The sequence below is a fragment of the Mangrovivirga halotolerans genome, from assembly GCF_026241165.1.
GTDB classification, from domain to species: Bacteria; Bacteroidota; Bacteroidia; order Cytophagales; family Cyclobacteriaceae; genus Mangrovivirga; species Mangrovivirga halotolerans.
Genome location: NZ_JAPFQN010000001.1, coordinates 124,428 through 147,860 on the forward strand (window position 1 = coordinate 124,428; position 23,433 = coordinate 147,860).

17 protein-coding genes and 1 riboswitch are annotated in these 23,433 nt (G+C 37.8%); of the genes, 5 read left to right on the top strand and 12 right to left on the bottom strand.

Going from position 1 to position 23,433, the window contains the following annotated elements:
- Window positions 1–5: 5 nt before the first annotated feature.
- Window positions 6–1,454, bottom strand: coding sequence for an Asp-tRNA(Asn)/Glu-tRNA(Gln) amidotransferase subunit GatB (gatB, locus tag OO013_RS00500; protein ID WP_266054556.1), 1,449 nt, complete (start codon window positions 1,452–1,454; stop codon window positions 6–8).
- Between the two features lie 5 nt (window positions 1,455–1,459).
- Window positions 1,460–4,084 carry an alanine--tRNA ligase gene (gene alaS, locus OO013_RS00505; RefSeq protein WP_266054557.1) on the bottom strand — a complete coding sequence of 875 codons (2,625 nt, stop codon included), beginning with the start codon at window positions 4,082–4,084 and terminating at the stop codon, window positions 1,460–1,462.
- 176 nt (window positions 4,085–4,260) lie between these two features.
- Between alaS and OO013_RS00510 the strand changes: the two genes are divergently transcribed.
- From OO013_RS00510 to dprA, 4 genes are all read left to right on the top strand, one after another.
- The gene (locus OO013_RS00510; protein WP_266054558.1) at window positions 4,261–5,238 is read left to right on the top strand and encodes a M23 family metallopeptidase; all 978 of its coding nucleotides are present in this window, start codon (window positions 4,261–4,263) and stop codon (window positions 5,236–5,238) included.
- Between the two features lie 82 nt (window positions 5,239–5,320).
- Window positions 5,321–6,502 carry a CapA family protein gene (locus OO013_RS00515; protein ID WP_266054559.1) on the top strand — a complete coding sequence of 394 codons (1,182 nt, stop codon included), beginning with the start codon at window positions 5,321–5,323 and terminating at the stop codon, window positions 6,500–6,502.
- Between the two features lie 26 nt (window positions 6,503–6,528).
- Window positions 6,529–6,867, top strand: a complete 339-nt coding sequence (locus tag OO013_RS00520) for a MerR family transcriptional regulator (RefSeq protein WP_266054560.1) — start codon at window positions 6,529–6,531, stop codon at window positions 6,865–6,867.
- 28 nt (window positions 6,868–6,895) lie between these two features.
- Entirely contained in the window at window positions 6,896–8,014 is a 1,119-nt protein-coding gene (gene dprA / locus OO013_RS00525) for a DNA-processing protein DprA (RefSeq protein ID WP_266054561.1), read from the top strand.
- Window positions 8,015–8,067: 53 nt separating this feature from the next.
- Here dprA and OO013_RS00530 read toward each other — a convergent pair whose 3' ends face one another.
- The 10 genes from OO013_RS00530 to OO013_RS00575 form a co-directional block, all read right to left on the bottom strand.
- Window positions 8,068–8,682 (bottom strand): tetratricopeptide repeat protein, encoded by a 615-nt coding sequence (locus OO013_RS00530; RefSeq protein WP_266054562.1) that lies wholly within the window; start codon window positions 8,680–8,682, stop codon window positions 8,068–8,070.
- 108 nt (window positions 8,683–8,790) lie between these two features.
- Window positions 8,791–9,636, bottom strand: coding sequence for a hydroxymethylglutaryl-CoA lyase (locus tag OO013_RS00535; RefSeq protein WP_266054563.1), 846 nt, complete (start codon window positions 9,634–9,636; stop codon window positions 8,791–8,793).
- A 49-nt stretch (window positions 9,637–9,685) separates the two neighbouring features.
- Window positions 9,686–10,639, bottom strand: coding sequence for a methylenetetrahydrofolate reductase [NAD(P)H] (gene metF / locus OO013_RS00540; protein ID WP_266054564.1), 954 nt, complete (start codon window positions 10,637–10,639; stop codon window positions 9,686–9,688).
- Between the two features lie 26 nt (window positions 10,640–10,665).
- Window positions 10,666–13,377 carry a methionine synthase gene (metH, locus tag OO013_RS00545; RefSeq protein WP_266054565.1) on the bottom strand — a complete coding sequence of 904 codons (2,712 nt, stop codon included), beginning with the start codon at window positions 13,375–13,377 and terminating at the stop codon, window positions 10,666–10,668.
- On the bottom strand, window positions 13,377–14,333 hold the full coding sequence (locus OO013_RS00550; protein WP_266054715.1) for a homocysteine S-methyltransferase family protein: 957 nt from the start codon (window positions 14,331–14,333) through the stop codon (window positions 13,377–13,379). The genes metH and OO013_RS00550 overlap by 1 nt, the downstream gene beginning before the upstream one ends.
- A 102-nt stretch (window positions 14,334–14,435) precedes the next feature.
- Window positions 14,436–14,539: riboswitch (SAM riboswitch) on the bottom strand.
- 93 nt (window positions 14,540–14,632) lie between these two features.
- Window positions 14,633–15,538 (bottom strand): Ppx/GppA phosphatase family protein, encoded by a 906-nt coding sequence (locus tag OO013_RS00555; protein ID WP_266054566.1) that lies wholly within the window; start codon window positions 15,536–15,538, stop codon window positions 14,633–14,635.
- 1 nt (window position 15,539) lies between these two features.
- Window positions 15,540–17,687, bottom strand: coding sequence for a polyphosphate kinase 1 (gene ppk1, locus OO013_RS00560; RefSeq protein WP_266054567.1), 2,148 nt, complete (start codon window positions 17,685–17,687; stop codon window positions 15,540–15,542).
- Window positions 17,688–17,770: 83 nt separating this feature from the next.
- The gene (gene gyrB / locus OO013_RS00565; RefSeq protein WP_266054569.1) at window positions 17,771–19,717 is read right to left on the bottom strand and encodes a DNA topoisomerase (ATP-hydrolyzing) subunit B; all 1,947 of its coding nucleotides are present in this window, start codon (window positions 19,715–19,717) and stop codon (window positions 17,771–17,773) included.
- A 106-nt stretch (window positions 19,718–19,823) separates the two neighbouring features.
- Complete coding sequence (locus OO013_RS00570) at window positions 19,824–20,201, bottom strand: CoA-binding protein (protein WP_266054570.1); 378 nt, start codon at window positions 20,199–20,201, stop codon at window positions 19,824–19,826.
- Window positions 20,194–21,759 (bottom strand): NAD(P)/FAD-dependent oxidoreductase, encoded by a 1,566-nt coding sequence (locus OO013_RS00575; RefSeq protein WP_266054571.1) that lies wholly within the window; start codon window positions 21,757–21,759, stop codon window positions 20,194–20,196. The genes OO013_RS00570 and OO013_RS00575 overlap by 8 nt, the downstream gene beginning before the upstream one ends.
- Window positions 21,760–21,988: 229 nt before the next feature.
- Here OO013_RS00575 and OO013_RS00580 point away from each other — a divergent pair, with 229 nt between their 5' ends.
- On the top strand, window positions 21,989–23,203 hold the full coding sequence (locus OO013_RS00580) for an acyl-CoA dehydrogenase family protein (protein ID WP_266054572.1): 1,215 nt from the start codon (window positions 21,989–21,991) through the stop codon (window positions 23,201–23,203).
- The last annotated feature ends 230 nt before the right edge of the window (window positions 23,204–23,433 follow it).

The following is a 23,433-nucleotide window of genomic DNA, read 5'->3' on the forward strand; positions in this document are numbered from 1 at the left end:
GTTGTTTATTGATTTTTCAATTGTTCTTCTATCAAGGAAATTGTTTGTCTGGGATCAGCTTTACCTTTGCTTTTCTTCATTACTTCACCCATAAAAAATTTTGACAAGCCCTTTTTGCCATTTTTCCAGGCTGTTACTTTTTCAGGATTTTGAGAAATAGCTTCATTGACCCAATCTAATAATTCATTTTCATCAGATTCAATAAGTAAACCTTTCTCCGCAGCCAACTTCTCAGGCTTAGTGCCATTTACCATCACCTCTGGTAAAAGTTCTCGCACTGCTACATGCTGATTTACTTTACCAGAAGTACTTAATTCGATTAACGAGCTAAGAGCCTTTGGGTTTATATTTTCAAGCTTGATTTCGCTATTTTGATTTATAAAACCTTTCACCGGTCCAACAAACCAGTTTGAAGCAACCTTTGGATCTATATTTTCCTTCAACATTGATTCAAAAAATTTCGCCTGAGATATTTCTTCACAGATTATCCGAGCTTTTTCCAACTCAATGCCATATTCGTTTATAAATCTTTGTTCTCTTTCTTCAGGCAATTCAGGCATTGCACTTTTAATCTCATTAATAAAGCTATCTGAAAGTTCGATTTCTGAAAGATCAGGGTCCGGAAAATAACGATAGTCGTTTAATGCTTCCTTGGTTCGCATGGCTCGCGTCTGATTCTTTTCAAGATCATACAACCTTGTTTCTGAGATTACAGTTTCACCTGATCGAATAAGCTCTGCCTGCCTTTTTATTTCAGCATTAATCGCTTTCTGGACATTCCTGACGGAATTCATATTTTTAATTTCGACCTTGTTGCCAAGCTTTTCAGATCCCACCGGTTTAATCGACACATTAGCATCGCAACGCAATGAACCTTCTTCCATATTGGCATCGGAGATATCCAGCCATCGAACGAGTCTTCGTAAGTAGTTTAAAAATAAGGCCACTTCTGCTGAAGTGGACATACATGGATTAGTTACCACTTCTAACAAAGGGGTTCCGGCCCTGTTGAGGTCGATCTTTGAGAAATCTTCTCCTTCAACATGAATCGATTTCCCGGCATCTTCCTCCATATGAATCTTATCGAGCGAAACAAATTTGTCACCGGATTCCGTTTTTATATTAACACCACCGCCTTTACAAACAGGAGTTCTGTCTTGAGTAAGCTGATAACCTTTTGGAGAATCAGGATAAAAATAATTTTTCCTGTCAAAATACATTTTTTGAGCAATCTTGCATTCTAAAGCCAGGCCTAACTTTACTGCTTTACCCAATACAGCCCTGTTTACCACGGGTAAAGTACCAGGATGGGCCAGAGAAACCGGGCTCACTAATGTATTCGGATCAGCACCGTATTTCACCGGATCATCACAAAATATTTTACTTTTTGTGTTCAACTGAACATGGACCTCAAGTCCGATCACAGGCTCATATTGTTGTCCGGAAATCTCCATAAGAATTATATTTTTTCCTGAATCAGTTTTTTGGCTTCATTTACAGCATTATCCAACCCACTGACATCCTTTCCTCCGGCTGTAGCAAAAAATGGCTGTCCGCCACCTCCACCTTTGATATTTTTAGCTAATTGACGGACCCACTGGCCGGCGTTTCTTTCATCATTAGTAAGTTCTTCACTGATCACAACAGCGATCTGTGGCTTACCGGCAATATCTGCAGCGATCACAGCTATGATAGGTCCGTGTTCATTTTTAAGTTGAAAAGCCAGATTCTTTAAAGAGTCAGCATCAGGTAATGAAACCTTCTCAGTAAGAATATTCATTCCGTTCTTCTCTTCGATCTTCTCGAAAAGTTGTTTTTTAACTAATTGGGCTTTCTCCTTATTAGCTTCTTCCATTGCTTTTGAAAGCTTGTTCCTTTCTTCGATCACATTTGTCAATCCCTGAACGAGATTCTTAGGATTTTTAAGCAACTCTCTTACTTCATTTAAAAGTTGAAGTTCCTTTTCTATATATTCCTGAGCTGCAGAACCAGTAATCGCTTCTATCCTTCTTACTCCTGCTGCTACTGAACCTTCTGATATGATCTTAAAAAGTCCGATCTGTCCTGTAAATGGAACGTGTGTTCCACCACAAAGCTCTACTGAATAATCTTTATCAAAAGTAATGACCCGAACAAAATCACCGTATTTTTCACCGAACAACGCCATAGCACCGGCTTCTTTAGCTTCTTCTATCGGTACATTTCGTTTTTCGCTTAACTCAATATTTGCCCTGATCTTATCATTGACAATTTTCTCAATCTCACGAATTTCTTCATCTGTTACTTTTTGAAAATGAGAAAAATCAAATCTTAATACCTCTGGCGATACTAATGACCCACGCTGTTGAACGTGATCTCCCAGAACTTTTCTTAAAGCTGCATGTAGCAAGTGTGTAGCGGAGTGATTATTCATTGTCTTCACTCTTTTTTCTCTATCCACTTTAAGTTCGAATTGCGCATTAAGGTTTTCAGGAAGCTTTTTAGAAAAATGGATAATCAGATCATTTTCCTTTTTCGTATCAAAAATAGGGATCTTTTCATCAGCACCAATTGCGATACCCTTATCTCCTACCTGTCCACCAGACTCAGCATAAAACGGAGTCTTTTCAAATACCAATTGATATATAGTATTCTTTTTATCTTTTACTTCCCTGTATCTTAATAATCTGGATGTCGTTTCGAGTTCTTCATAACCGGTAAAAGTTACTTCCTCTCCTTCTTCTACCACCATCCAGTCACCTTTTTCCTGTACTGCAGCTTGTCTTGATCTATCCTTCTGGATCTTCATCTCAGCCTCAAATCCAGGCTCATCAATAGAATAACCTTTTTCTCTTGCGATCAAAGCTGTTAAATCAACCGGAAAACCGTAAGTATCATAAAGCTCAAAGACCGCCTTTCCACTGATAACATCACCTTTATTTAGACTGGAAGTTATTTGCTCCAGACGCTTAAGGCCATTTTCAAGTGTACGAAGAAAATTTGCTTCTTCTTCTTTTACCACTTTACTGACAAAAGCCTTTTGTTGTTCAAGCTCTGAAAAAACTCCTTTAAATTGCTCTGCTAAAACATCTACTAGCTCAAACAAGAAAGGAGATGAAAAATTAAGGAAAGTATAACCATATCGGACCGCTCTTCTCAATATTCTTCTGATAACATATCCTGCCTTATTATTTGAAGGCAACTGTCCATCAGCGATAGCAAACGAAATTGCTCTGATATGGTCAGAAATAACCCTTACAGCAATATCTGTTTTTTCATCAGAACCATATTTCACACCGGCTTTTTTCTCCAAATGATTAATAAGTGGCATGAAGACATCGGTATCGTAATTTGAAGCTTTGTTCTGAATCGCCATACAAAGTCTTTCAAATCCCATCCCGGTATCAATATGTTTATTAGGAAGATCGACAAGGGAACCGTCAGCTTTCCTGTTAAATTCCATGAAAACCAGATTCCATATCTCCACAACCAAAGGATGGTCTTCATTAACTAGTTCCTTGCCTTCCTTTTGTTTTCTGTCATCATCAGATCTCAGGTCTATATGAATTTCAGAACATGGACCACACGGGCCAGTATCTCCCATTTCCCAGAAATTATCTTTTTTTCCAGCTGAAAGAATTCTGTCCTCGCTTATCCAATCCTTCCAGTGATCAAAAGCTTCTTTATCAAAATCAAGGTTATCATCTTTATCTCCCCCGAAAACAGTGACGTAAAGTCTGTCTTTTGGCAGTTTATAAACTTCGGTCAGCAATTCCCATGCCCATGCAATGGCCTCCTTCTTGAAATAATCTCCAAAAGACCAGTTACCAAGCATTTCAAACATGGTATGGTGATAGGTATCCATACCGACTTCTTCCAGGTCATTATGCTTTCCTGATACTCTTAAGCACTTTTGGGTATCAGCTACCCGTTTATCCTGAGGATCTGTATTTCCCAGAAAGTAATCTTTAAACTGGTTCATCCCCGCGTTAGTAAACATCAAGGTAGGGTCATTTTTTACTACCATTGGTGCAGAAGGAACTATTTTATGCTGCTTTCCCTCGAAAAAATTTAAAAATTGCTGCCTGATTTCTGCGGAATTCATGAATTACCTTTAATTTTTTATAAAATCGTACATTAATAGATTTTTGGCAATAATCTAATTTAATATTTCATTATTTTTTACCGATATTTGCCGTTACCGTTAATTGACCAACGATTCTGTTAATCATTATTTAACATGTCGGGCAAAAATACAAGTTTTAAAATTGTATACGACAAATGGCTAGAATAAAATATTATTACGACACAGAAACTTGTAAGTATGAGCGTGTGAAAGTGTCAACATGGGATGTGGTGCTGAATTTTATGGGTTTCATGTTCGTTTCAGTATTGATCGCTTTTGGACTCGTACTAGCATACTTTTTTATCTTTGACTCTCCTAAAGAGCAAATTTTAAAGCAGGAAAACCGTGCTTTGAGGGATTCTCTGACTAATTGGCAGAGAGAAATAAGCCTGCAAAGAGACTATGTGGCTTACCTGCAACAGAGAGATGAAAGAATTTACAGGCAGATTATGGAAGCCGATCCGCTACCATCTTCAATCCGTGAAATGGGAATGGGTGGTGCCGATCGATATAAAAAATACAGAGAATTAGATCTGCCGGATGTACTTTCAAATACCAGAAAGAAGATTGATAAGCTTAATAAGGAAATGTATGCGCAGTCCCTGTCTTTCGATGAGATTGAGAAACTTGCAGAAAATAAAAATAAAATGCTGGCGAGTATACCCGCTATACAGCCAATCCGAAACCAGGAACTTACAAGGCTTGCATCAGGATATGGTTTGAGAATGCACCCGATTTATAAAGTTCGTAAAATGCACTGGGGAATAGACTTCTCTGCTCCACGAGGCACCCCTATTTACTCCACAGGCGATGGAAAAATATCCAGAGTCGTGCGATCAAATAAAAGAACCGGTTATGGTAATTATGTTGAGATCGATCACGGATATGGATTTAAAACCCGATATGCCCATATGCAGACAATTTCTGTAAAAGTGGGCCAAAAAGTGATTAGGGGAGAAACTATCGGGAAAGTTGGTAATACCGGTGGTTCAACAGCTCCACACTGTCATTATGAAATCATGAAAGATGGTAAAAAAGTCGATCCGATCTTATATATGATCATGGATGTAACCGACGAAGAATATCAAAAATTACTTGACCTTGCATCTATCGAAAACCAGTCACTTGGGTAATAGATAGTCAAATACAATATTTTAAAGCAACACACCTTTATTTAATGTGTTGCTTTTTTTTAAACTCATTCAGCATCAAATTATGAAAAACCAGCTTTTAATAATTTTTACAGTTCTTATTGTTTTATTATCATCCTGTGCAGGAAGTAAACGAATTACACCTCCTGCACCCATAGTGAAAAAAGATCTGACCGAGACTCCGTTTCTTCTTGGCAACTTAGCACTGAACAATAACGAGGCTCTAATAAAAGCTCAGTATGCAGCTAATGAGATCAATGTTCTTCTCGACACAATTAGCGTCATTGGTGTAGGTGATATCATGATCGGCACTAATTTTCCAAAACCAGAATATCTCCCTTCTGATAGCGGAAAATATCAATTGGCTTATGTCAAAGAATATCTAAAGGATGCGGATATTACTTTTGGAAATTTAGAAGGTGTATTACTTGATGAGGGTGGTGAACCTAAATATTGTAAAGATCCGAGTATATGCTACCTTTTCAGATCTCCGGAATATTATGCTCAACATTTTGTCGATGCAGGTATTGATGTGATGAGTACCGCCAACAACCATGCTGGTGACTTTGGTAATACCGGTCGATTGACTACAATGAAGACACTTGATCAATATGGAATACATCATGCAGGTCAGTCTGTGAAACCGTATACTATGTTTGAAAAAGATGGCATCAAATATGGCTTTGCTGCATTTGCCCCTAATACTGCTACTCAGAGCATAACTGATTATGAAGCTGCCGCAAGAATAATCCAACATCTCGATAGCCTTAATGATATTGTCATTGTAAGTTTCCATGGTGGAGCTGAAGGGTCAAAACACGAGCATGTTACCAGGGAAACTGAAACTTTTTATGGAGAAAACCGAGGCAATGTTTACAAATTTTCTCATTGGGTAATCGACAATGGGGCTGATATAGTATTTGGTCATGGCCCACATGTTACCAGAGCACTAGAAGTATACAATAATCGATTCATTTCTTATTCTCTAGGAAACTTTGCTACTTACAATCGATTCAATCTCAGAGGAGTAAACGGAATAGCCCCATTAGTAAAAGTTTACACAACCAGGAATGGGGAGTTTTTATATGGCGATATCGTTCCAATAATTCAGGAAGGCCGGGGAATTCCAAAGATAGATCCAGACAAACGAGTAATCAGAAGGTTACAGCAACTAACGGCAGAAGATTTTCCCGAATCAAAAATATTCATTGATGATTCAGGAAAAATTACTTATTTTGGATTTTAGAAACCGGATAAAAAGATCTTCAAATAGTGCCGTATAAGGAAAAAGAAATAGAAAAAAAATATTTTTCAATCGGAGAAGTTGCTGAAATAATCAATGTAGCACCTTCCCTCATTCGATTCTGGGAATCTGAATTTGACGTGATCAAGCCTAAAAAAAACAAAAAAGGCAACCGGATTTTCACTAAAAAAGATATAGAAAGCATTAAAATGATCTATCACCTTGTAAAAGAAAAAGGATATACCTTGCAAGGGGCAAAAGATGCTTTAAAAAATAACAACCAACAAATAGTTTCCAAATTGGAAGTGATCGGAAAGTTGAAAGACATTCGTGAATTTCTAACTGAATTAAAAAGGAAACTGGATTAAGATTTATTGACTAAAGTAATTTTTATTTATGAAGGATAACCTGCAATATGTTATTGCATTGCAGTATATCCCTGGTATCGGTTCAAAAACAGCTAAACTATTAATCAGCTATTTGGGTTCTGCTGAGAAGTTGTTTTTTATGCCTAGAGGCAAACTAAAAAGCATACCCGGGATAGGTGACGCATTTATTAAAAGGATTACCACCGAAGCGAAAGAAAATGCCCTTAAAAAAGCTGAGGATCTAATTTTAAAATGTAATAAACTGAAAATTGGGATTTGTTCTTTTTATGACGATGACTATCCTCTCAGATTAAAAGAATGCGTTGATGCGCCATTAATTCTATATTATAAAGGCAACTTCAATACCCTTAAAAGTAAAAAAGCCCTTGCAGTTGTCGGAACAAGAAATGCTTCTTCTTATGGTCTTCAAATAACAGAAAAAATTATCAGGGAACTTGCCGGCCAAAAAGGAATATTAACCATCAGTGGATTAGCCAAAGGTATAGATGCTAAAGCACACAAAGCCTCTATGACCAACAATATACCTACGGTTGGAGTTTTAGGCCATGGCCTGGATATGATCTACCCAGCTTCTCATAAAACGTTAGCCAAAGATATGATTAAAGATGGGTGTCTGTTATCAGAGTATCCTCCGGGCACTCTTCCTGATCATCATAATTTCCCTATGAGAAACAGAATAGTAGCTGGTATCGCTGATGCGGTTTTAGTTGTGGAAGCTGCTGCTAAAGGTGGAGCACTTATCACAGCAGATCTGGCTCAGGGTTATAGCAGGGAAGTTTTTGCTATACCGGGAAACCTTACTTCAAATTATAGCACAGGATGTAACGAATTAATCAGAAAAAATACTGCAGCAATAGTCACGAAAGCTACTGATATAATCGAAGCGTTAAATTGGGATATTAATGAAGTTCAAAATAAAATTATTCCTGAAGCAATTGACCTTTCCTTATTTAGCTCTGAGGAAAGACAACTTATTAAGGTTCTTCAAGACAATCCGGATGGATTGCATGTAGATGCACTAAGCTGGATGAGTCAGGTTCCTTTACCCAAAATGGCTTCTATATTATTATCTCTGGAATTACAGGGAGTCATTAAAGCACTCCCCGGAAAAACCTTCACCCTTTAAAATACAAAAGCCGCTATAAAGCGGCTTTTGTTTATACTGAATTACAAATTACTTTATTTGTTACATTTTTCTCTGATCACTTCATAAACGTTGAAGTCACCAAGTTCACCCGCCTTACTTAAATCAAGACATCCATCCTCTTTCTGCCCATATTCTACTCTAAGAACACCTCTTAGATAATAAGCATCCGGGTTTTTTGGTTCCATCTCGATAATTCTCGAGCAGTCATTTATTGCATCTTTATAAGCTTCAAGCTCAAGTTTGGCCTGACCTCTCATATAGTAAGCATCAACAAAACTCGGGTTTAACTCAATTGCTTTCGTGAAATCAGCAATAGCGCCGTAGTAATCCTGCATTTCAAATTTAACACCACCCCTTTCATAATAGGCTTCATGTGCTTCAGAGTTAATATCAATTACCCTGTTAAAATCAAGCATCGCTCCTTTATAATCCTGAAGAATTTTCTTAACCTTTCCACGATTAAAATATGCAGGATCATAATTCTCATCCACCTCGATCGCTTTATTAAAAAGTTTTAAAGCCTCTCTGTAATTGCGGGCTTCAAAATACTTCATTCCTTCTTCAGTGATTTCTTTAGCGCTATTATTTCTTGCCTGAAGGCTAAACGCAGTTAGAACGATTATTAAAAAGTAAGTTAGTCTTTTCATAAAAAAGTTTGTTTTATTGACCAGGTACAAGTATATACCTTTAATATACAAATAGTGACCTAATGTTATAAAACGATGATGTAAGGTTAAAGTGCTTCTACTAACCTTTTATATAAATATCTTACTCGCCATTGCTTCTGAAGCCTGAAACTGAGTATGGTCGATATTTATATCCACGTCATTTTTATCAATAAATTTCATTAAAGTCTCTGTAGCGATGTTGCCTGTAAGGTCGTCTTTAGCCATGGGACACCCTCCAAATCCCTTCATTGCTGCATCAAATCTTCGACATCCGGCATCATATGCTGCTTTAATTTTCTCTTCAGCATTATCAGGAGTACTATGAAAATGTGCTCCAAAAATAATATCAGGAAATGAATTGATCGTGTTCTTAAATGCAAATTCAATATCATCAGGCTTCGCACTTCCTACAGTGTCAGCTAAACTAACGATTTCAACTTCTATCTCACTTAATTCTTCTGTGAATTGCAATAAATAATCTGCATTATAAGGGTCATCATAAGGATTCCCAAAGCCCATAGATAAATAAGTCACCAATGTTTTATCGGTTTTCTTACAAATATCCTGAATCTCCCGAAGGCTATCTTTAGCTTGTTGAATAGTCTTATTTGTATTCCTTAATTGAAAGGTTTCTGATAAAGATAAAGGAAATCCGAGGTAATCAATCTCCTCAAATTCCGCCGCATCATTTGCTCCCCTCACATTTGCTACAATAGCCAGAAGCCTTGAACTGGTGTCTGACAGATCCAATTGTGACAAAACCTCTTTTGTATCTTTCATCTGAGGTATTGCCTTTGGGGAAACAAAACTGCCGAAATCAATAGTATGAAATCCAACCTTTAATAATTGGTTTATATATTGTATTTTTTTCTCCGTAGGGATAAATGAATGCCAGCTTTGCATGGCATCTCTCGGGCACTCTACAATTTGCATTTTTTCTTTCTAAAATAGCATAAGCAATTTCAACCTACAACCATACTGACTAAAATAAAGCTGAAGCGATCCTTCTTACCGGTTCTGCCTTACCCATACTATAAAAATGCAAACTGGGAACTCCGAATTCCAATAATTCTTTCGATTGTTGAATAGCCCATTCTACCCCTACTTCCCTGACATCGGCATTATTCTTACATTTTTCAACTTCATTTACCAGGTCATCCGGTAAATCTATATAAAAATGTCTCGGTAATGAACTCAGGTGATTTAAGGTAGTAATTGGTTTTAACCCTGGAATAATAGGAACATTAATACCCATTTTCCTACAATCCTCAACAAATTTGAAATACTTCTTATTATCAAAAAACATTTGAGTGACGATATATTGAGCACCCATATCCACCTTTAATTTGAGGTATTTTAAATCTGTGGCCATATTTGGAGCTTCAAAATGCTTTTCCGGGTATCCTGCTACACCAATACAGAAGTCAGTATGCTCTGCATTAGTCAGGTCTTCGTCAAGGTAAATGCCATCATTCATATTTTTAACCTGCTCCAATAACTCAGAGGCGAAATTATGGCCGTGCTCTTCAGCTCTAAATTTTGGTTCACTTGACATTGCATCACCGCGAAGCACCAAAACATTATTTATACCTAAAAAATGAAGATCTATCAATGCATTTTCAGTTTCTTCTTTTGAAAATCCACCACAAATCAGGTGAGGCACCGTATCTACATTGTATTTATTTTTTATCGCAGCACATATACCTACCGTACCAGGTCGTTTTCTGATCACTTGTCTTTCAAGAAGTCCATTTTCTCGCTTTTTATAAGTAAACTCCTCTCTGTGATAAGTAACATCGATAAATGGAGGCTTAAATTCCATCAGGGGATCTAAATGATCGTAAAGCTTTTGTATATTCTCTCCTTTTAGTGGCGGTAGAATTTCAAAAGTAAAAAGTGTTTTATCAGCCTTCTCAAAATGCTCAGTAACTTTCATATTGTATATGTAAAAATGCCTTCAGTTTAATTTTGTATAACCAGTTTTTCCGGATCATAATTTAAATTTGGTGCCAACCACTTTTCGGCGGTTTCTATATTCCATCCCTTCCTTTTTGCATATTCTTCAACCTGATCTCTTTCGATCTTCCCAAGACCAAAATATCTTGATTCAGGATGACTGAAATAATAACCAGAAACCGCAGCAGTAGGATACATAGCCATACTTTCGGTCAAAGTAATGCCGGTATTTTCTGGCACTTTGAGCCAATCAAAAAGCTTGATCTTTTCAGTATGATCGGGACAAGCCGGATATCCTGGAGCAGGTCTTATCCCTATATATTTCTCCTTTATTAGCTCCTCATTTTCAAAACTCTCTCCAACTGCGTAGCCCCAAATTTCTTTACGGACTTTTTCGTGTAAATATTCAGCAAAAGCCTCAGCAAGTCTGTCAGCTAATGCTTTTATCATTATTTGTTTATAATCATCTAATTCGTATTCCTTAATAAGATCTTCAATTCCATCACCAGCTGTAACGGCAAATCCACCGATATAATCAGTCTTACCGGCTTCAGAAGGAGATATAAAATCTGCTAATGATAAATTAGGCAATCCCTTACCCTTTTGACCTTGCTGACGCAGAAATTCAAAATCAAAATGAGGCTTTCCTGATTCATCCATAACACTGACCGTATCTGCAGCGGTTCTGATGGCAGGATATATACCAACTACACCATGAGCCTTCAGGCCCCGGTTTTCAATTACTTCTGCAAGCATATCCTGGGCATCAGAATACAGTTTAGAAGCCTCGACACCAACTACTTCGTGATTTAATATTTGCGGAAATTTGCCTTTCAGCATCCATGCAGAGAAAAAAGGCGTCCAGTCAATATATGGAATCAACTCTTCAAGATTGAGATCATTAAACACAAATGTGCCGATTTTATTTGGCTGGGGAGTTTCATATGCTTCCCAATCCTGCCGTTCTGCATTCAGAATTGCTTCCTCATAAGAAATGTATTTTTTGATCTGTTTTTTACTGGCATGGTCAGCTCTTGCTTTTGCGTATTCTTCTTTCAGGTTCTGCTTAAACTCGTCTTTCCTTTCATCGGAAAGAGCATTGCTACATACTGAAACACATCGGCTTGCATCCAGCACATGAGTAACAATACCTGAATAATGAGGGTCGATCTTCACAGCCGTATGGATTCTGGAAGTTGTTGCTCCGCCGATTAAAAGAGGCATATCAAAACCTGACCTTTCCATTTCCTTGGCGACGTGAACCATCTCATCCAATGAAGGAGTAATAAGCCCGCTTAGGCCGATTGCATCTACTTTTTCATCAATTGCTGCCTGAAGAATTTTTTCAGCAGGAACCATCACTCCCAGATCAACTACATCAAAGTTATTACAGGCAAGTACAACACTAACTATATTTTTACCAATATCATGCACATCTCCTTTTACTGTGGCCAAAAGGATTTTTGCCTTAGGCTTCTGATCAGGATTGGCCTTTTTTTCTGCTTCGAGGTAAGGTGTTAAATAGGCAACGGCCCTTTTCATAACCCTTGCACTCTTTACTACCTGCGGAAGAAACATTTTACCGGAACCAAATAGGTCTCCAACTATATTCATTCCGTCCATTAAAGGCCCTTCAATAACTAATAAAGGTCTGCCAAGCTTCTGATAAGCTTCTTCTGTATCTTCTTCGATATGATCGATTATCCCTTTTACAAGAGCATGAGATAACCGTTCTTCTACCGTTCCGGAACGCCACTCTTCCGCTTTTTTATCTTCTCTTTTATCGTTTTTAACAGTCTCTGCAAAATCAAGTAACCGCTCTGTTGCATCTTCCCTCCTGTCAAGTAAAACATCCTCAACTCTTTCCAGAAGGTCATCGGGTATTTCATCGTAAACTTCAAGCATTGTAGGATTCACGATTCCCATATCCATTCCATGCTTAATTGCATGATATAAAAAAGCAGCATGCATAGCTTCCCGGACTTTATTATTTCCCCTGAAACTAAATGAAACATTACTGACTCCTCCGCTCACTTTCGCTCCGTGCAAATGTTGCTTGATCCATGCTGTAGCTTCAAAGTAATCTAAAGCATTTCTCCGGTGTTCTTCCATACCCGTAGCTACCGGAAAAATATTCGGATCAAAAATTATATCCTCTGCTGGAAAATCAGCTACTTCAGTAAGCAGCTTATAGGATCTTTCGCAGATCTCAATTCTCCGATGATAATTGTCTGCTTGTCCATCTTCATCAAATGCCATAACAACTACAGCAGCACCATATTTTTTAATCAATCTGGCCTGTTCTAAAAATTGTTCTTCCCCCTCTTTTAATGATATGGAATTCACAATGCCTTTTCCCTGGATACATTGCAAACCAGCCTCAATGATCTCCCATTTAGAAGAATCGATCATTACAGGGATCCTTGCAATTTCCGGCTCCGATGCCATGAGATGTAAAAATTTGACCATCGCGGCTTTCCCGTCAATCATGGCTTCATCCATATTGACATCTATAACCTGGGCTCCTCCTCTTACCTGATCAAGGGCAACATCCAGCGCTTCTTCATATTTATCCTCCCTGATCAAACGAAGAAATTTCCTGGAACCAGTCACATTCGTCCTTTCTCCAATATTGACAAAATTAGCATTCGGAGTAACATACAATGGCTCCAGGCCACTTAATCTCAATGGCTTATATGTAAAATTATTTTCACTCATTAAACAGGTATTTTTTCTTCACTTCCTTTTCTTGGCTGATATTTTTCAGCTAATAAAGCAAGTTGTTTTATATGTTCGGGCGTTGTGCCACAACAACCTCCCAGAATATTCAGGAGGCCTTCCTTTAAAAATACTTCCACTTCATTTTTCATCGATTCCGGAGTCTGATCGTAAGCGCCGAATTCATTAGGTAATCCTGCGTTAGGGTGTGCGCTAACGGCAAAAGTCGATTCTTTGGCCAATATCTGTAAATAAGGACGTAATTGTTTGGCCCCCAGAGCACAATTAAGGCCTATTGATAAAAGGTCAACATGAGAGACAGATACAAGAAAAGCCTCAGTGGTCTGACCGCTCAATGTTCGTCCTGAAGCATCGGTTATCGTTCCTGAAACCATTACTGGAACAGTTCTTCCTCCATCATCAAAATAGTCTTGAGCAGCAAATAGGGCTGCTTTGGCATTAAGAGTATCAAATACTGTCTCGATTAATAAAACGTCAGAACCACCTTCAACAAGACCTTTAATTTGTTCTTTATATGCTTTAACAAGATCATTAAAAGAAACTGCCCTAAAGCCCGGGTCATTAACATCAGGAGAAAGGCTGGCTGTTTTATTAGTTGGCCCTACTGACCCCGCCACCCAACGGGGTTTTTCAGGATTAGCCCTGGTAAATTCATCTGCAGCGGTTTTAGCTATTTTCGCTGACTCATAATTAAGTTCGTAAGCAATCTCACTAAGGTTATAATCATCCTGGGCGATCGAAGTACTACTAAAAGTATTAGTTTCTAAAATATCGGCTCCAGCTGCAAGGTACTCCTTGTGAATGGTTTCAATTATATCCGGACGGGTAATGCTTAAAAGGTCATTATTACCTTTTAATGAAGATTTGTGATTCTTAAACCTCTCGCCTCTGAAATCTTCTTCATCGAGGTTATATCGCTGAATCATGGTACCCATGGCTCCATCGAGAATCAATATTCGTTTTTTTAATGCTAGTTTTATATCCACTCTTTCTTATTTAAAACTTAGTTATCAAGAAAGAGTTTCAGGCAGGCTTGAAACTTATCTTTTCCCGGTCTGGCCGAGATGGGAAGTAGCACCAAGTTTAACCAAGGTTGCTAAGACTTCGCAGGGCCCAATCCCTCAGTCTTTCTTGATAAGCAATAACAAAATAAACAAATGATAAGGAAATAATAAAACTTTTAAGAGATTTTTAATGCCTTAGTCATTCTATTAAAATCATTAATAACAATTTTTTATATTTTTAAGGCCATTTCTTCCTCAAAATATTTATCGATCAACTTTTGAATCATTCCATCTTTAAGCCCTACTGTAGGTACGACCATTTGATCAGCACCTGACCATTCCATTGCAGCCAGGTAAATATCAGCAGCCGGTAAAATCACGTCAGCACGATCTTCGTTGAGATTCAACAAATACACTCGTTCTTCATAGGTCATTTCAGAAAGTCTGGATTTAACTTCTTTGATTTGATCGGTAGTTACAAATCCTTTTTCACCACCTTCTGAAATATCCCTTATCTTATTAATATTCCCTCCTGTGCCTACTGCTGAAACAGGAAGACCTTTTTTATTATAATTCTTTAGTTGAGCCCCAATCCACGAGTGTATCTTTTCCCATGTTTTCGGATTATCATGATGGCCTAGACTACGAACTGAACCTAGTTTAAATGAATGTGCAACTATCTTTTTCCTGTTTTTATATATATTCAACTCGGTACTACCTCCACCAACATCCACGTGAATTACCATGCCATCTGCAATATATTGCTTTAAAGCATTATTGATCATGGATGCCTCTTCATCACCATCGATTATTTTTATCTTCAAACCCGAAGTTTCCTTCACTTTTTTTGCAATTTCAGGTCCGTTATCTGCTTCCCGCATAGCTGATGTTGCACAGATCATATGATCATCTACTTCGTACAGATCCATCAGGCTTTTATATACAGACATCAACTCTACGAATTTTTCAACTTTCTTTTTTTTAATCCGGCCATGTTTGAACACATCCTTTCCAAGGCGCAAAGGAAACCTGACATACTCAAGCTTCTTACTATAAACTAAACCGCGGAATACCTTGGCAGTATTCACCTGGAAACGGATTGCATTTGAGCCTATATCAATTACAGCTAATTTCATATCAAATACTCAACAAGTCTACTTCCTCAAGCTTTTCTTCGGTTAGATTATAAAAAGCTTCATGAACACTTATTATTTCTTCTTTATCTGAAGGCTGCTTCATAATGTAAGTACCATCGCTGTTCATTTTATATGAGTTGACATTATCAATCAAATTATAATACAGAACATTAATAAGGTAATTTTTTATCACATCATCCTTGATAAGGAAAAGCGATTCTAACCTCCTATCAAGCGACCTTACCATTACATCCGCACTACCACCATATAACTTAGGATCCCCTGAATTATGGAAATAGTAAATTCTAGAATGCTCCAGATAATTACCTACTATAGAAATTACTTTAATATTATCTGATAAACCTTTCACTCCAGGCTTCAGACAGCAAATACCTCTCACAATTAATCGAATAGGCACTCCTGCTTTTGAAGCTTCATAAAGCTCATCTATTATAACATCATCCTGCAGTGAATTTATTTTGATAACGATGCCTGATTCACCACCTTTTTTAGCATTTTCAGCTTCATTGCGTATCAATGATATTAACTGTTCCCTCATGTCTCTCGGGGCTGTTAACAGAGTTTCATAACCGCCAGGTACCGAATGTCCTGTAATCACATTAAAGAATTCAGATACATCATGGGCATATTCATTTTTCGTTGTTAAAATACCTATATCAGTGTATAAAGTGGCAGTATCCTCATTATAATTACCACTGGCAAGATGGACATAGCTGGTTACTTTCTTACCTTCCTGGCGGACAATATTTAATAATTTTGTATGGGTTTTAACGGCACTCAGACCATATATAACATAACATCCTGCTTTTCTAAGCCTGTTAGCCTGCCTGATATTGTTTTCTTCATCAAATCTTGCTTTAACTTCGAAAAGGACAGCAACGTTTTTCCCATTCTCTGCTGCTTTTAATAAGGCTTCAACTATCCGGCTGTCTTTAGCAAGACGATATATTGTCATCTTAATAGACAGTACCTGAGGATCCTCGGCCGATCGTTCAAGTAATTCGATCAACGGACTTATACTATTATATGGATGATGCAACAGAACATCTTTTTCCTTAAGTACTTCCATCAGATCCTCATTTTCACGTGCATGATAGTTGATTGGATCCCTTGGAGGTGGTGATTTCGGAAGCAGATGCTTAAACTCGTTATGCTTTATGATCTGCCAGAAACTAGTGAAATCTATTAATCCTCCGGCAGGAGCTTTAAAAATATTAAAGTCCTCCAGATTCCATCTTTTCTTAAGAAATCTAAGTAAATTCTTATTATACTTCGCCTCCACCTCAATTCGAACTACCCTCCCGGTTTGACGGGTTTTAAGCTTACTCTTTAATTCATCTAAGAAATTGGTTTCAATATCATCGCTTTCCTCAAGTGTGAAATCACCATTTCGAGTTAACCTGAACAAGTCAGCCGAAATGATCTCGACATTTCTGAATAGCCAGCTAATATGTTCTCTGACAATCTCTTCTATTGGAATAAAAACGATCTCCCTTTCTCTTCTGATCTCAAAAAAACGTGGCAGGTTATTCGGTATCTGGATAAAAGAAATTTTACTTCGTGAAGTATTCTTTTTACTCATTTGAATACCATTACCACTACTTTGAGTCACCACTCCAAAGATCAGAACCTTATTCATGAGGATAGGAAAAGAATGCATACCATCATAGGTCATCGGAGTTAACATTGGAAACACCGTTTCCTTAAAGTAATCAGTCACCTTTTCCTTTTCTTTTTTATGGAGCCCGTTAAATTTGAGAACTTTTATGCCATAATCTTTAAAATTCGGGGCTAATTCTTTAGTATAAGTCTTCATCTGAAGATTAAAGAACTTATGAGATTCATCGAATAATTTATCTCTGAAAGGATATTCGCTTAATCCGGAATAATCAATTCTTTCCTTCCCGAAGTCTATATAATTGTATAAACTCCCAATCCTGATCATAAAAAATTCATCAAGATTCGAACTGGTTATTGCCAAAAATTTCAAACGATCAATCAGGGTTCTATCATCCTTTCGGGCTTGATCCAGAACTCGATAATTAAATTGCAGCCAGCTAAGGTCGCGGCTGATATATTTAGATTCCTGTATTAACTCTTCAATCTTTTTAGAATGAATAGTTGCCATTGGTAGGTCGGGTTTCAGTGAACAAAAAAAAGCCCCATTTGAGTGGGGCTTTAAATTACGAATTAATGTCTTATTTTCATCAATTATACATCGAGATTAGCATATTTAGCATTTTTCTCGATAAACTCTCTTCGAGGAGCTACTTCATCGCCCATTAATACACCAAAAAGGTGGTCAGCTTCTGCTGCTGAATCAATGGTAACCTGGTTTAACGCCCTATTATCAGGATTCATGGTAGTTTCCCAAAGCTGCTCCGGATTCATTTCACCAAGACCTTTATAGCGCTGAACTCCTACATTTTCTTCCTTACCGTTACCTGCTAATTCCTGAACGATCTGAACTCGTTGTTCTTCAGACCAGCAGTATCTAACATCTTTACCTTTTTTCAGCTGGTAAAGTGGTGGAAGTGCAATATAGAGATATCCCTTTTCGATAAGATCTCTCATATATCTGAAAAAGAAAGTAAGGATAAGTGTTCGGATGTGCGAACCATCAACGTCGGCATCCGTCATGATGATAACCTTATGATACCTTAATTTCTGCATATTCAGCGCTTTTTTATCCTCTTCCGTTCCGAACGATACACCAAGCGCTGTGATAATATTTTTAATTTCTTCGTTTTCGTAAATTTTATACTCCTGAGCTTTTTCCACATTAAGAATCTTACCTCTCAACGGTAGAATTGCCTGGAATCCCCTGTCACGACCTTGCTTAGCCGAACCACCTGCAGAATCTCCCTCCACAAGGTATAATTCACATATAGTAGGATCTTTTTCAGAACAGTCGGCAAGCTTACCAGGAAGGGCGGTAGAAGTAAGTACATTCTTCCTTTGTACCATTTCCCTTGCTTTTCTAGCGGCCTGACGAGCTTGTGCAGCAAGAATAACTTTCTGAACAATAGCTCTTGCTTCCTTTGGGTTTTCTTCCAGATAATCAGAAAGAATTTGAGAAACAGCACTATCTACAAATCCCGACACATCTGAGTTACCAAGTTTTGTTTTAGTCTGTCCTTCAAACTGAGGCTCTGCAACTTTCACAGAAACAACAGCTGTTAATCCTTCACGGAAGTCATCACCTGTAATCTCAACCTTTGCTCTTTCAAGAAGACCTGATCGGTCAGCATAACCTTTTAAAGTTCTTGTTAAAGCTCTTCTGAAACCGGCAATATGAGTACCACCTTCAATCGTGTTAATGTTATTCACATAAGAAATAACATTTTCAGAATAAGAAGTATTATAACTTAGAGATACTTCAACTGGCACCTCTCCGTCTTCTTTATTGATATAAATCGGAGCAGGGATAAGTTTTTCCCTTGACTCATCAAGATACTCAACAAACTCCTGAAGGCCGCCTTCAGAGAAATACTCGCTATGAAGGTAATTACCATCGTCATCAGTTTCTCTCTCATCAGTCAATTGAAGCTTGATACCTGCATTCAAGTACGCAAGTTCTCTCAGACGTGATGCAATTGTTTCGTACTTATATTCCGAAACAATAAAGATATCCGTATCAGGCTTGAACCAGATGGTAGTACCTGAAAGCTCCGTATCTCCGATAGACTCAACCTGTGTTTTAGGAACCCCACGCTCGTAGCTTTGAGTGTATATCTTATTATCCCGATGAACAGTCGCCTTGAGGTTTGCCGAAAGTGCATTCACACAAGACACCCCTACCCCATGAAGACCACCGGATACTTTGTAAGTGTCTTTATCGAATTTACCACCTGCGTGCAATACAGTCATTACAACCTCTAGCGCAGACTTATTTTCTTTTTTGTGAATATCCACAGGAATACCACGCCCATCATCTTCGACGGTGATACTATTATCTTTGTGAACAGTAACTGATATATTTTTCGCGTACCCGGCTAACGCTTCATCGATCGAGTTGTCTACAACCTCCCAAATCAAATGGTGAAGACCTTTTACACCAACGTCACCAATGTACATCGCTGGTCTTTTTCTTACAGCTTCCAGTCCTTCAAGAACTGTAATATTACCGGCCGAGTAACTATTTCCTTTTTCTGCCAAAATTATATAAATTTTGAATTATACAAACGTTCAAAAATACGTAATAAAGTGCTAAAAACAGATTTATTCAAACTATATTTTCAAAAATAATAATTATGCCTTTCAATCAAAACTGACCAGTTGACAACATAACAAGCGTACAGGCCTCAACAGGTTCAATTCCAGCACTTTCGGCCTTCTTATAAAACTCATAATTTTCCGTACCTGGATTAAAAATTATTCTTTCAGGCTTTAAAGAAATTATATAATCCATCCATTCATCCTGATGTCGCGTACCAATATACATGGTCACAGTATGAACATCATCAATATCTGGTTTTTGTCTTAAATCTCTAATTGATTCTCCAAAAACCTCTCCCTTTTTAATGCCTACGGGTACAAAAGGAACTTCATGTCCATTGAACATATCTGCAGCTTTGAAGGCAAAGCGGGCAGGATTTGGTGTCGCTCCTATTATTACTGTTTTCTTGTTTTTCTTATCCATAAGATTCAATTAGTTTTTCTACACACCTTTCTCCATCCATGGCAGCTGACATAATTCCACCGGCATACCCGGCTCCTTCTCCACATGGATACAGTGCCTTGATCTTTATATGCTCTAACGTATCTCTGTCTCTAGGGATTCTAACTGGTGAAGATGTACGGCTTTCCACTCCTATTAATTGAGCACTATTTGTGAAATATGCCGGCATCTTACGTTTAAAATTCAAAAATCCCTGCCTTAAAGACTCGCTTACAAAATCAGGGAGATATTCTCTCAGATCTGTGGAAACAAGTCCCGGCTGGTATGATGTATCTCTTAATGTAGTGCTTACTTTTCTATTCACAAAATCCACCATTCTTTGAGCTGGGGCTTTTTGACTTTCTCCGCCGGCAGTAAATGCTTTTTTCTCTACTTCAGACTGAAAAACCATTCCTTTTAATGGACCATATTCTTCATACGCCCTGAGGTCGTTTTCCGATACAGTTACGACCATACCTGAATTAGCGTATTGCCCGTCTCTTCGGCTGGGACTCATTCCATTTACCACTTGTTCTCCCGGAGAAGTGGCAGACGGAACTATAAATCCACCCGGACACATGCAAAAGCTAAATACACCATGTCTGCCTGATTTAAGGTCAACCTGTGTTTTGATACTGTATGCTGCGGGAGGTAAATAAGGTCCTCTGCTTTTTGCATGATACTGCATACTATCTATCAATTCCTGGTCATGTTCTATTCTGACCCCTAAGGCAAATGGCTTAAATTCTATGTCTACATTTCTTCTGTTCAACAGAGTAAATACATCCCTGGCAGAATGTCCTGTAGCAAGAACCACTCCTATTCCCTCAAAAGATTCTTCCTTATCGGTAACCACTCCTTTCATTCTTCCTTTTTCAAGAATAAAATCGGTAACCTTGGTTTCAAAATGAATATCTCCACCAGCTTTTAAAATGCTTTCTCTTAAAGAGGCTACTAATGGAGGTAGTTTATTAGTTCCAATATGAGGATGTGCTTCATAAAGAATGTTTTCTCGAGCTCCATGAGCAACAAGGATCTCGAGAATTCTCATAATATCACCTCTTTTTTTACTTCTGGTATATAACTTGCCATCAGAATATGTTCCAGCCCCACCTTCTCCGAAGCAATAATTACTTTCTGGATTAACAATATCGTGTTTGTTAATAGCAGCCAGGTCACGTCTTCTGGATCTGACATCCTTTCCTCTTTCAAAAACGATTGGTTTAAAACCTAATTCGATCGCCCTTAAAGCAGCAAACAGACCTGCTGGTCCGGCACCTACAATTATAACTTCAGGCTTTCCGGAAACATCCCGATATTCTTTTGGCTCTGGTACCGGATTGGGTGCGGGTTCATTAATATAAACTTCCAGGTTTACATTGATGACAATTTGTTTTCTTCGGGCATCAATTGATCTTTTCCTGATCAGGAATTCAATATTTTCAATTCCATACCCTGTTTCTGATGAAACAATTCTTTTTAACTCCTCCTCCTGATATGCTAAATGAGGTGGTAGTTTTAATGATAATTCTTTAACCATGATGCTGTAAGGGAGTTATCCTTAAAATCAAATGCAAAAATACACATAGTATACTATATAAATTAGTGGATGAAAGAATATTAAGACTAACCACTATTCAATTTATTCATTTAATATGTTTTAGCGCAAATAGATCACTATGATTGACTTTTTATATTGAAGAATATCTTTGAAATAAAAATGTCTTTGTAAATTTGATGAACTTGATAAACAACAAACCTTAAAACGCATGAATACCGAAACAACTGCAGAAAACAAAAAAGCAGTAAAACAGGATCTGTTTGAATCACCTGATTTTTACAACATCGACGATTTGCTAACTGAAGAACACAAGCTTATCAGGTCTTCTATCAGGGATTTTGTTAAGAAAGAAATTACCCCTTACATCGAGGATTGGGCGGAAAGAGCTCATTTCCCTTACGAAATAGTAAAGAAATTTGGAGATATTGGTGCTTTTGGCCCTACCATACCAGAAGAATACGGTGGTGGCGGACTAGACTATATCAGTTATGGCCTGATTATGCAGGAAATAGAAAGAGGTGATTCTGGAATGCGGTCAACAGCATCTGTTCAGGGATCTCTTGTCATGTATCCTATATATAAATTTGGATCTGAGGAACAAAAAAAGAAATTTTTACCTAAACTGGCTTCTGGTGAAATGCTCGGTTGCTTTGGATTAACTGAGCCTGACCATGGTTCTAATCCAAGTGGCATGGTCACAAATTTTAAAGACATGGGCGACCATTACCTTTTAAATGGTGCTAAAATGTGGATTTCTAACTCACCAAAAGCAGACGTTGCCGTTGTATGGGCAAAAAATGAAGAAGGAAGAATTCACGGCCTTATTGTAGAAAGAGGTATGGAAGGGTTTACAACCCCTGAAACGCATGGAAAATGGAGCCTCAGAGCATCAACTACCGGAGAATTGGTTTTTAATGATGTAAAAGTTCCAAAGGAAAATCTTTTACCTGGTAAAAGCGGACTTGGTGCTCCAATGATGTGCCTTGACTCTGCCAGATATGGCATTGCATGGGGAGCAATTGGTGCTGCTATGGATTGCTACGATTCGGCTGTCAGATATTCTAAAGAAAGAATTCAGTTCGGCAAACCCATTGGTGGTTTTCAGCTGACTCAGAAAAAGCTTTCTGAAATGCTTACAGAAATTACAAAAGCACAGCTTCTGAATTTAAGATTAGGACAATTATTCAATGAAGGTAAGGCAACTACTGCACAGATTTCTTTAGCTAAAAGAAACAATGTGGATATGGCATTGAAAATTGCACGAGAAGCACGACAAATTCATGGTGGCATGGGAATTACAGGTGATTACCCAATAATGAGGCATATGGCAAACCTCGAATCAGTAATTACCTATGAAGGAACCCATGATATTCACCTTCTGATACTTGGAAAAGAAATCACCGGTATTCCGGCATTCGAATAAAAATTAAGTCCCGTTTTTAGCGGGACTTTTTTTATTATAAACCATTCACCCGCCCCTTTTTAAACCTTCTAACAAAAAGGCGGGAAGCGGAAACAAGCTTGAGCATATATTAAAGGTTTGGATAATACTCTTTAAAACATCAAAAAGTTATATTGAAGACTAATTCCAAAAGAGGATTATTTTAAATTTTCCTACGTTGTTTAAACAATGGTAATTAAATTTGACTATAC

Bases quoted from the DNA above. Each gene is read 5' to 3' on its own strand.
- gatB (WP_266054556.1), bottom strand. From the start codon at position 1,454: ATGGAGATTTCCGGACAACAATATGAGCCTGTGATCGGACTTGAGGTC.
- alaS (WP_266054557.1), bottom strand. From the start codon at position 4,084: ATGAATTCCGCAGAAATCAGGCAGCAATTTTTAAATTTTTTCGAGGGA.
- OO013_RS00510 (WP_266054558.1), top strand. From the start codon at position 4,261: ATGGCTAGAATAAAATATTATTACGACACAGAAACTTGTAAGTATGAG.
- OO013_RS00515 (WP_266054559.1), top strand. From the start codon at position 5,321: ATGAAAAACCAGCTTTTAATAATTTTTACAGTTCTTATTGTTTTATTA.
- dprA (WP_266054561.1), top strand. From the start codon at position 6,896: ATGAAGGATAACCTGCAATATGTTATTGCATTGCAGTATATCCCTGGT.
- OO013_RS00530 (WP_266054562.1), bottom strand. From the start codon at position 8,682: ATGAAAAGACTAACTTACTTTTTAATAATCGTTCTAACTGCGTTTAGC.
- OO013_RS00535 (WP_266054563.1), bottom strand. From the start codon at position 9,636: ATGCAAATTGTAGAGTGCCCGAGAGATGCCATGCAAAGCTGGCATTCA.
- metF (WP_266054564.1), bottom strand. From the start codon at position 10,639: ATGAAAGTTACTGAGCATTTTGAGAAGGCTGATAAAACACTTTTTACT.
- metH (WP_266054565.1), bottom strand. From the start codon at position 13,377: ATGAGTGAAAATAATTTTACATATAAGCCATTGAGATTAAGTGGCCTG.
- OO013_RS00550 (WP_266054715.1), bottom strand. From the start codon at position 14,333: ATGGGTACCATGATTCAGCGATATAACCTCGATGAAGAAGATTTCAGA.
- OO013_RS00555 (WP_266054566.1), bottom strand. From the start codon at position 15,538: ATGAAATTAGCTGTAATTGATATAGGCTCAAATGCAATCCGTTTCCAG.
- ppk1 (WP_266054567.1), bottom strand. From the start codon at position 17,687: ATGGCAACTATTCATTCTAAAAAGATTGAAGAGTTAATACAGGAATCT.
- OO013_RS00570 (WP_266054570.1), bottom strand. From the start codon at position 20,201: ATGGATAAGAAAAACAAGAAAACAGTAATAATAGGAGCGACACCAAAT.
- OO013_RS00575 (WP_266054571.1), bottom strand. From the start codon at position 21,759: ATGGTTAAAGAATTATCATTAAAACTACCACCTCATTTAGCATATCAG.
- OO013_RS00580 (WP_266054572.1), top strand. From the start codon at position 21,989: ATGAATACCGAAACAACTGCAGAAAACAAAAAAGCAGTAAAACAGGAT.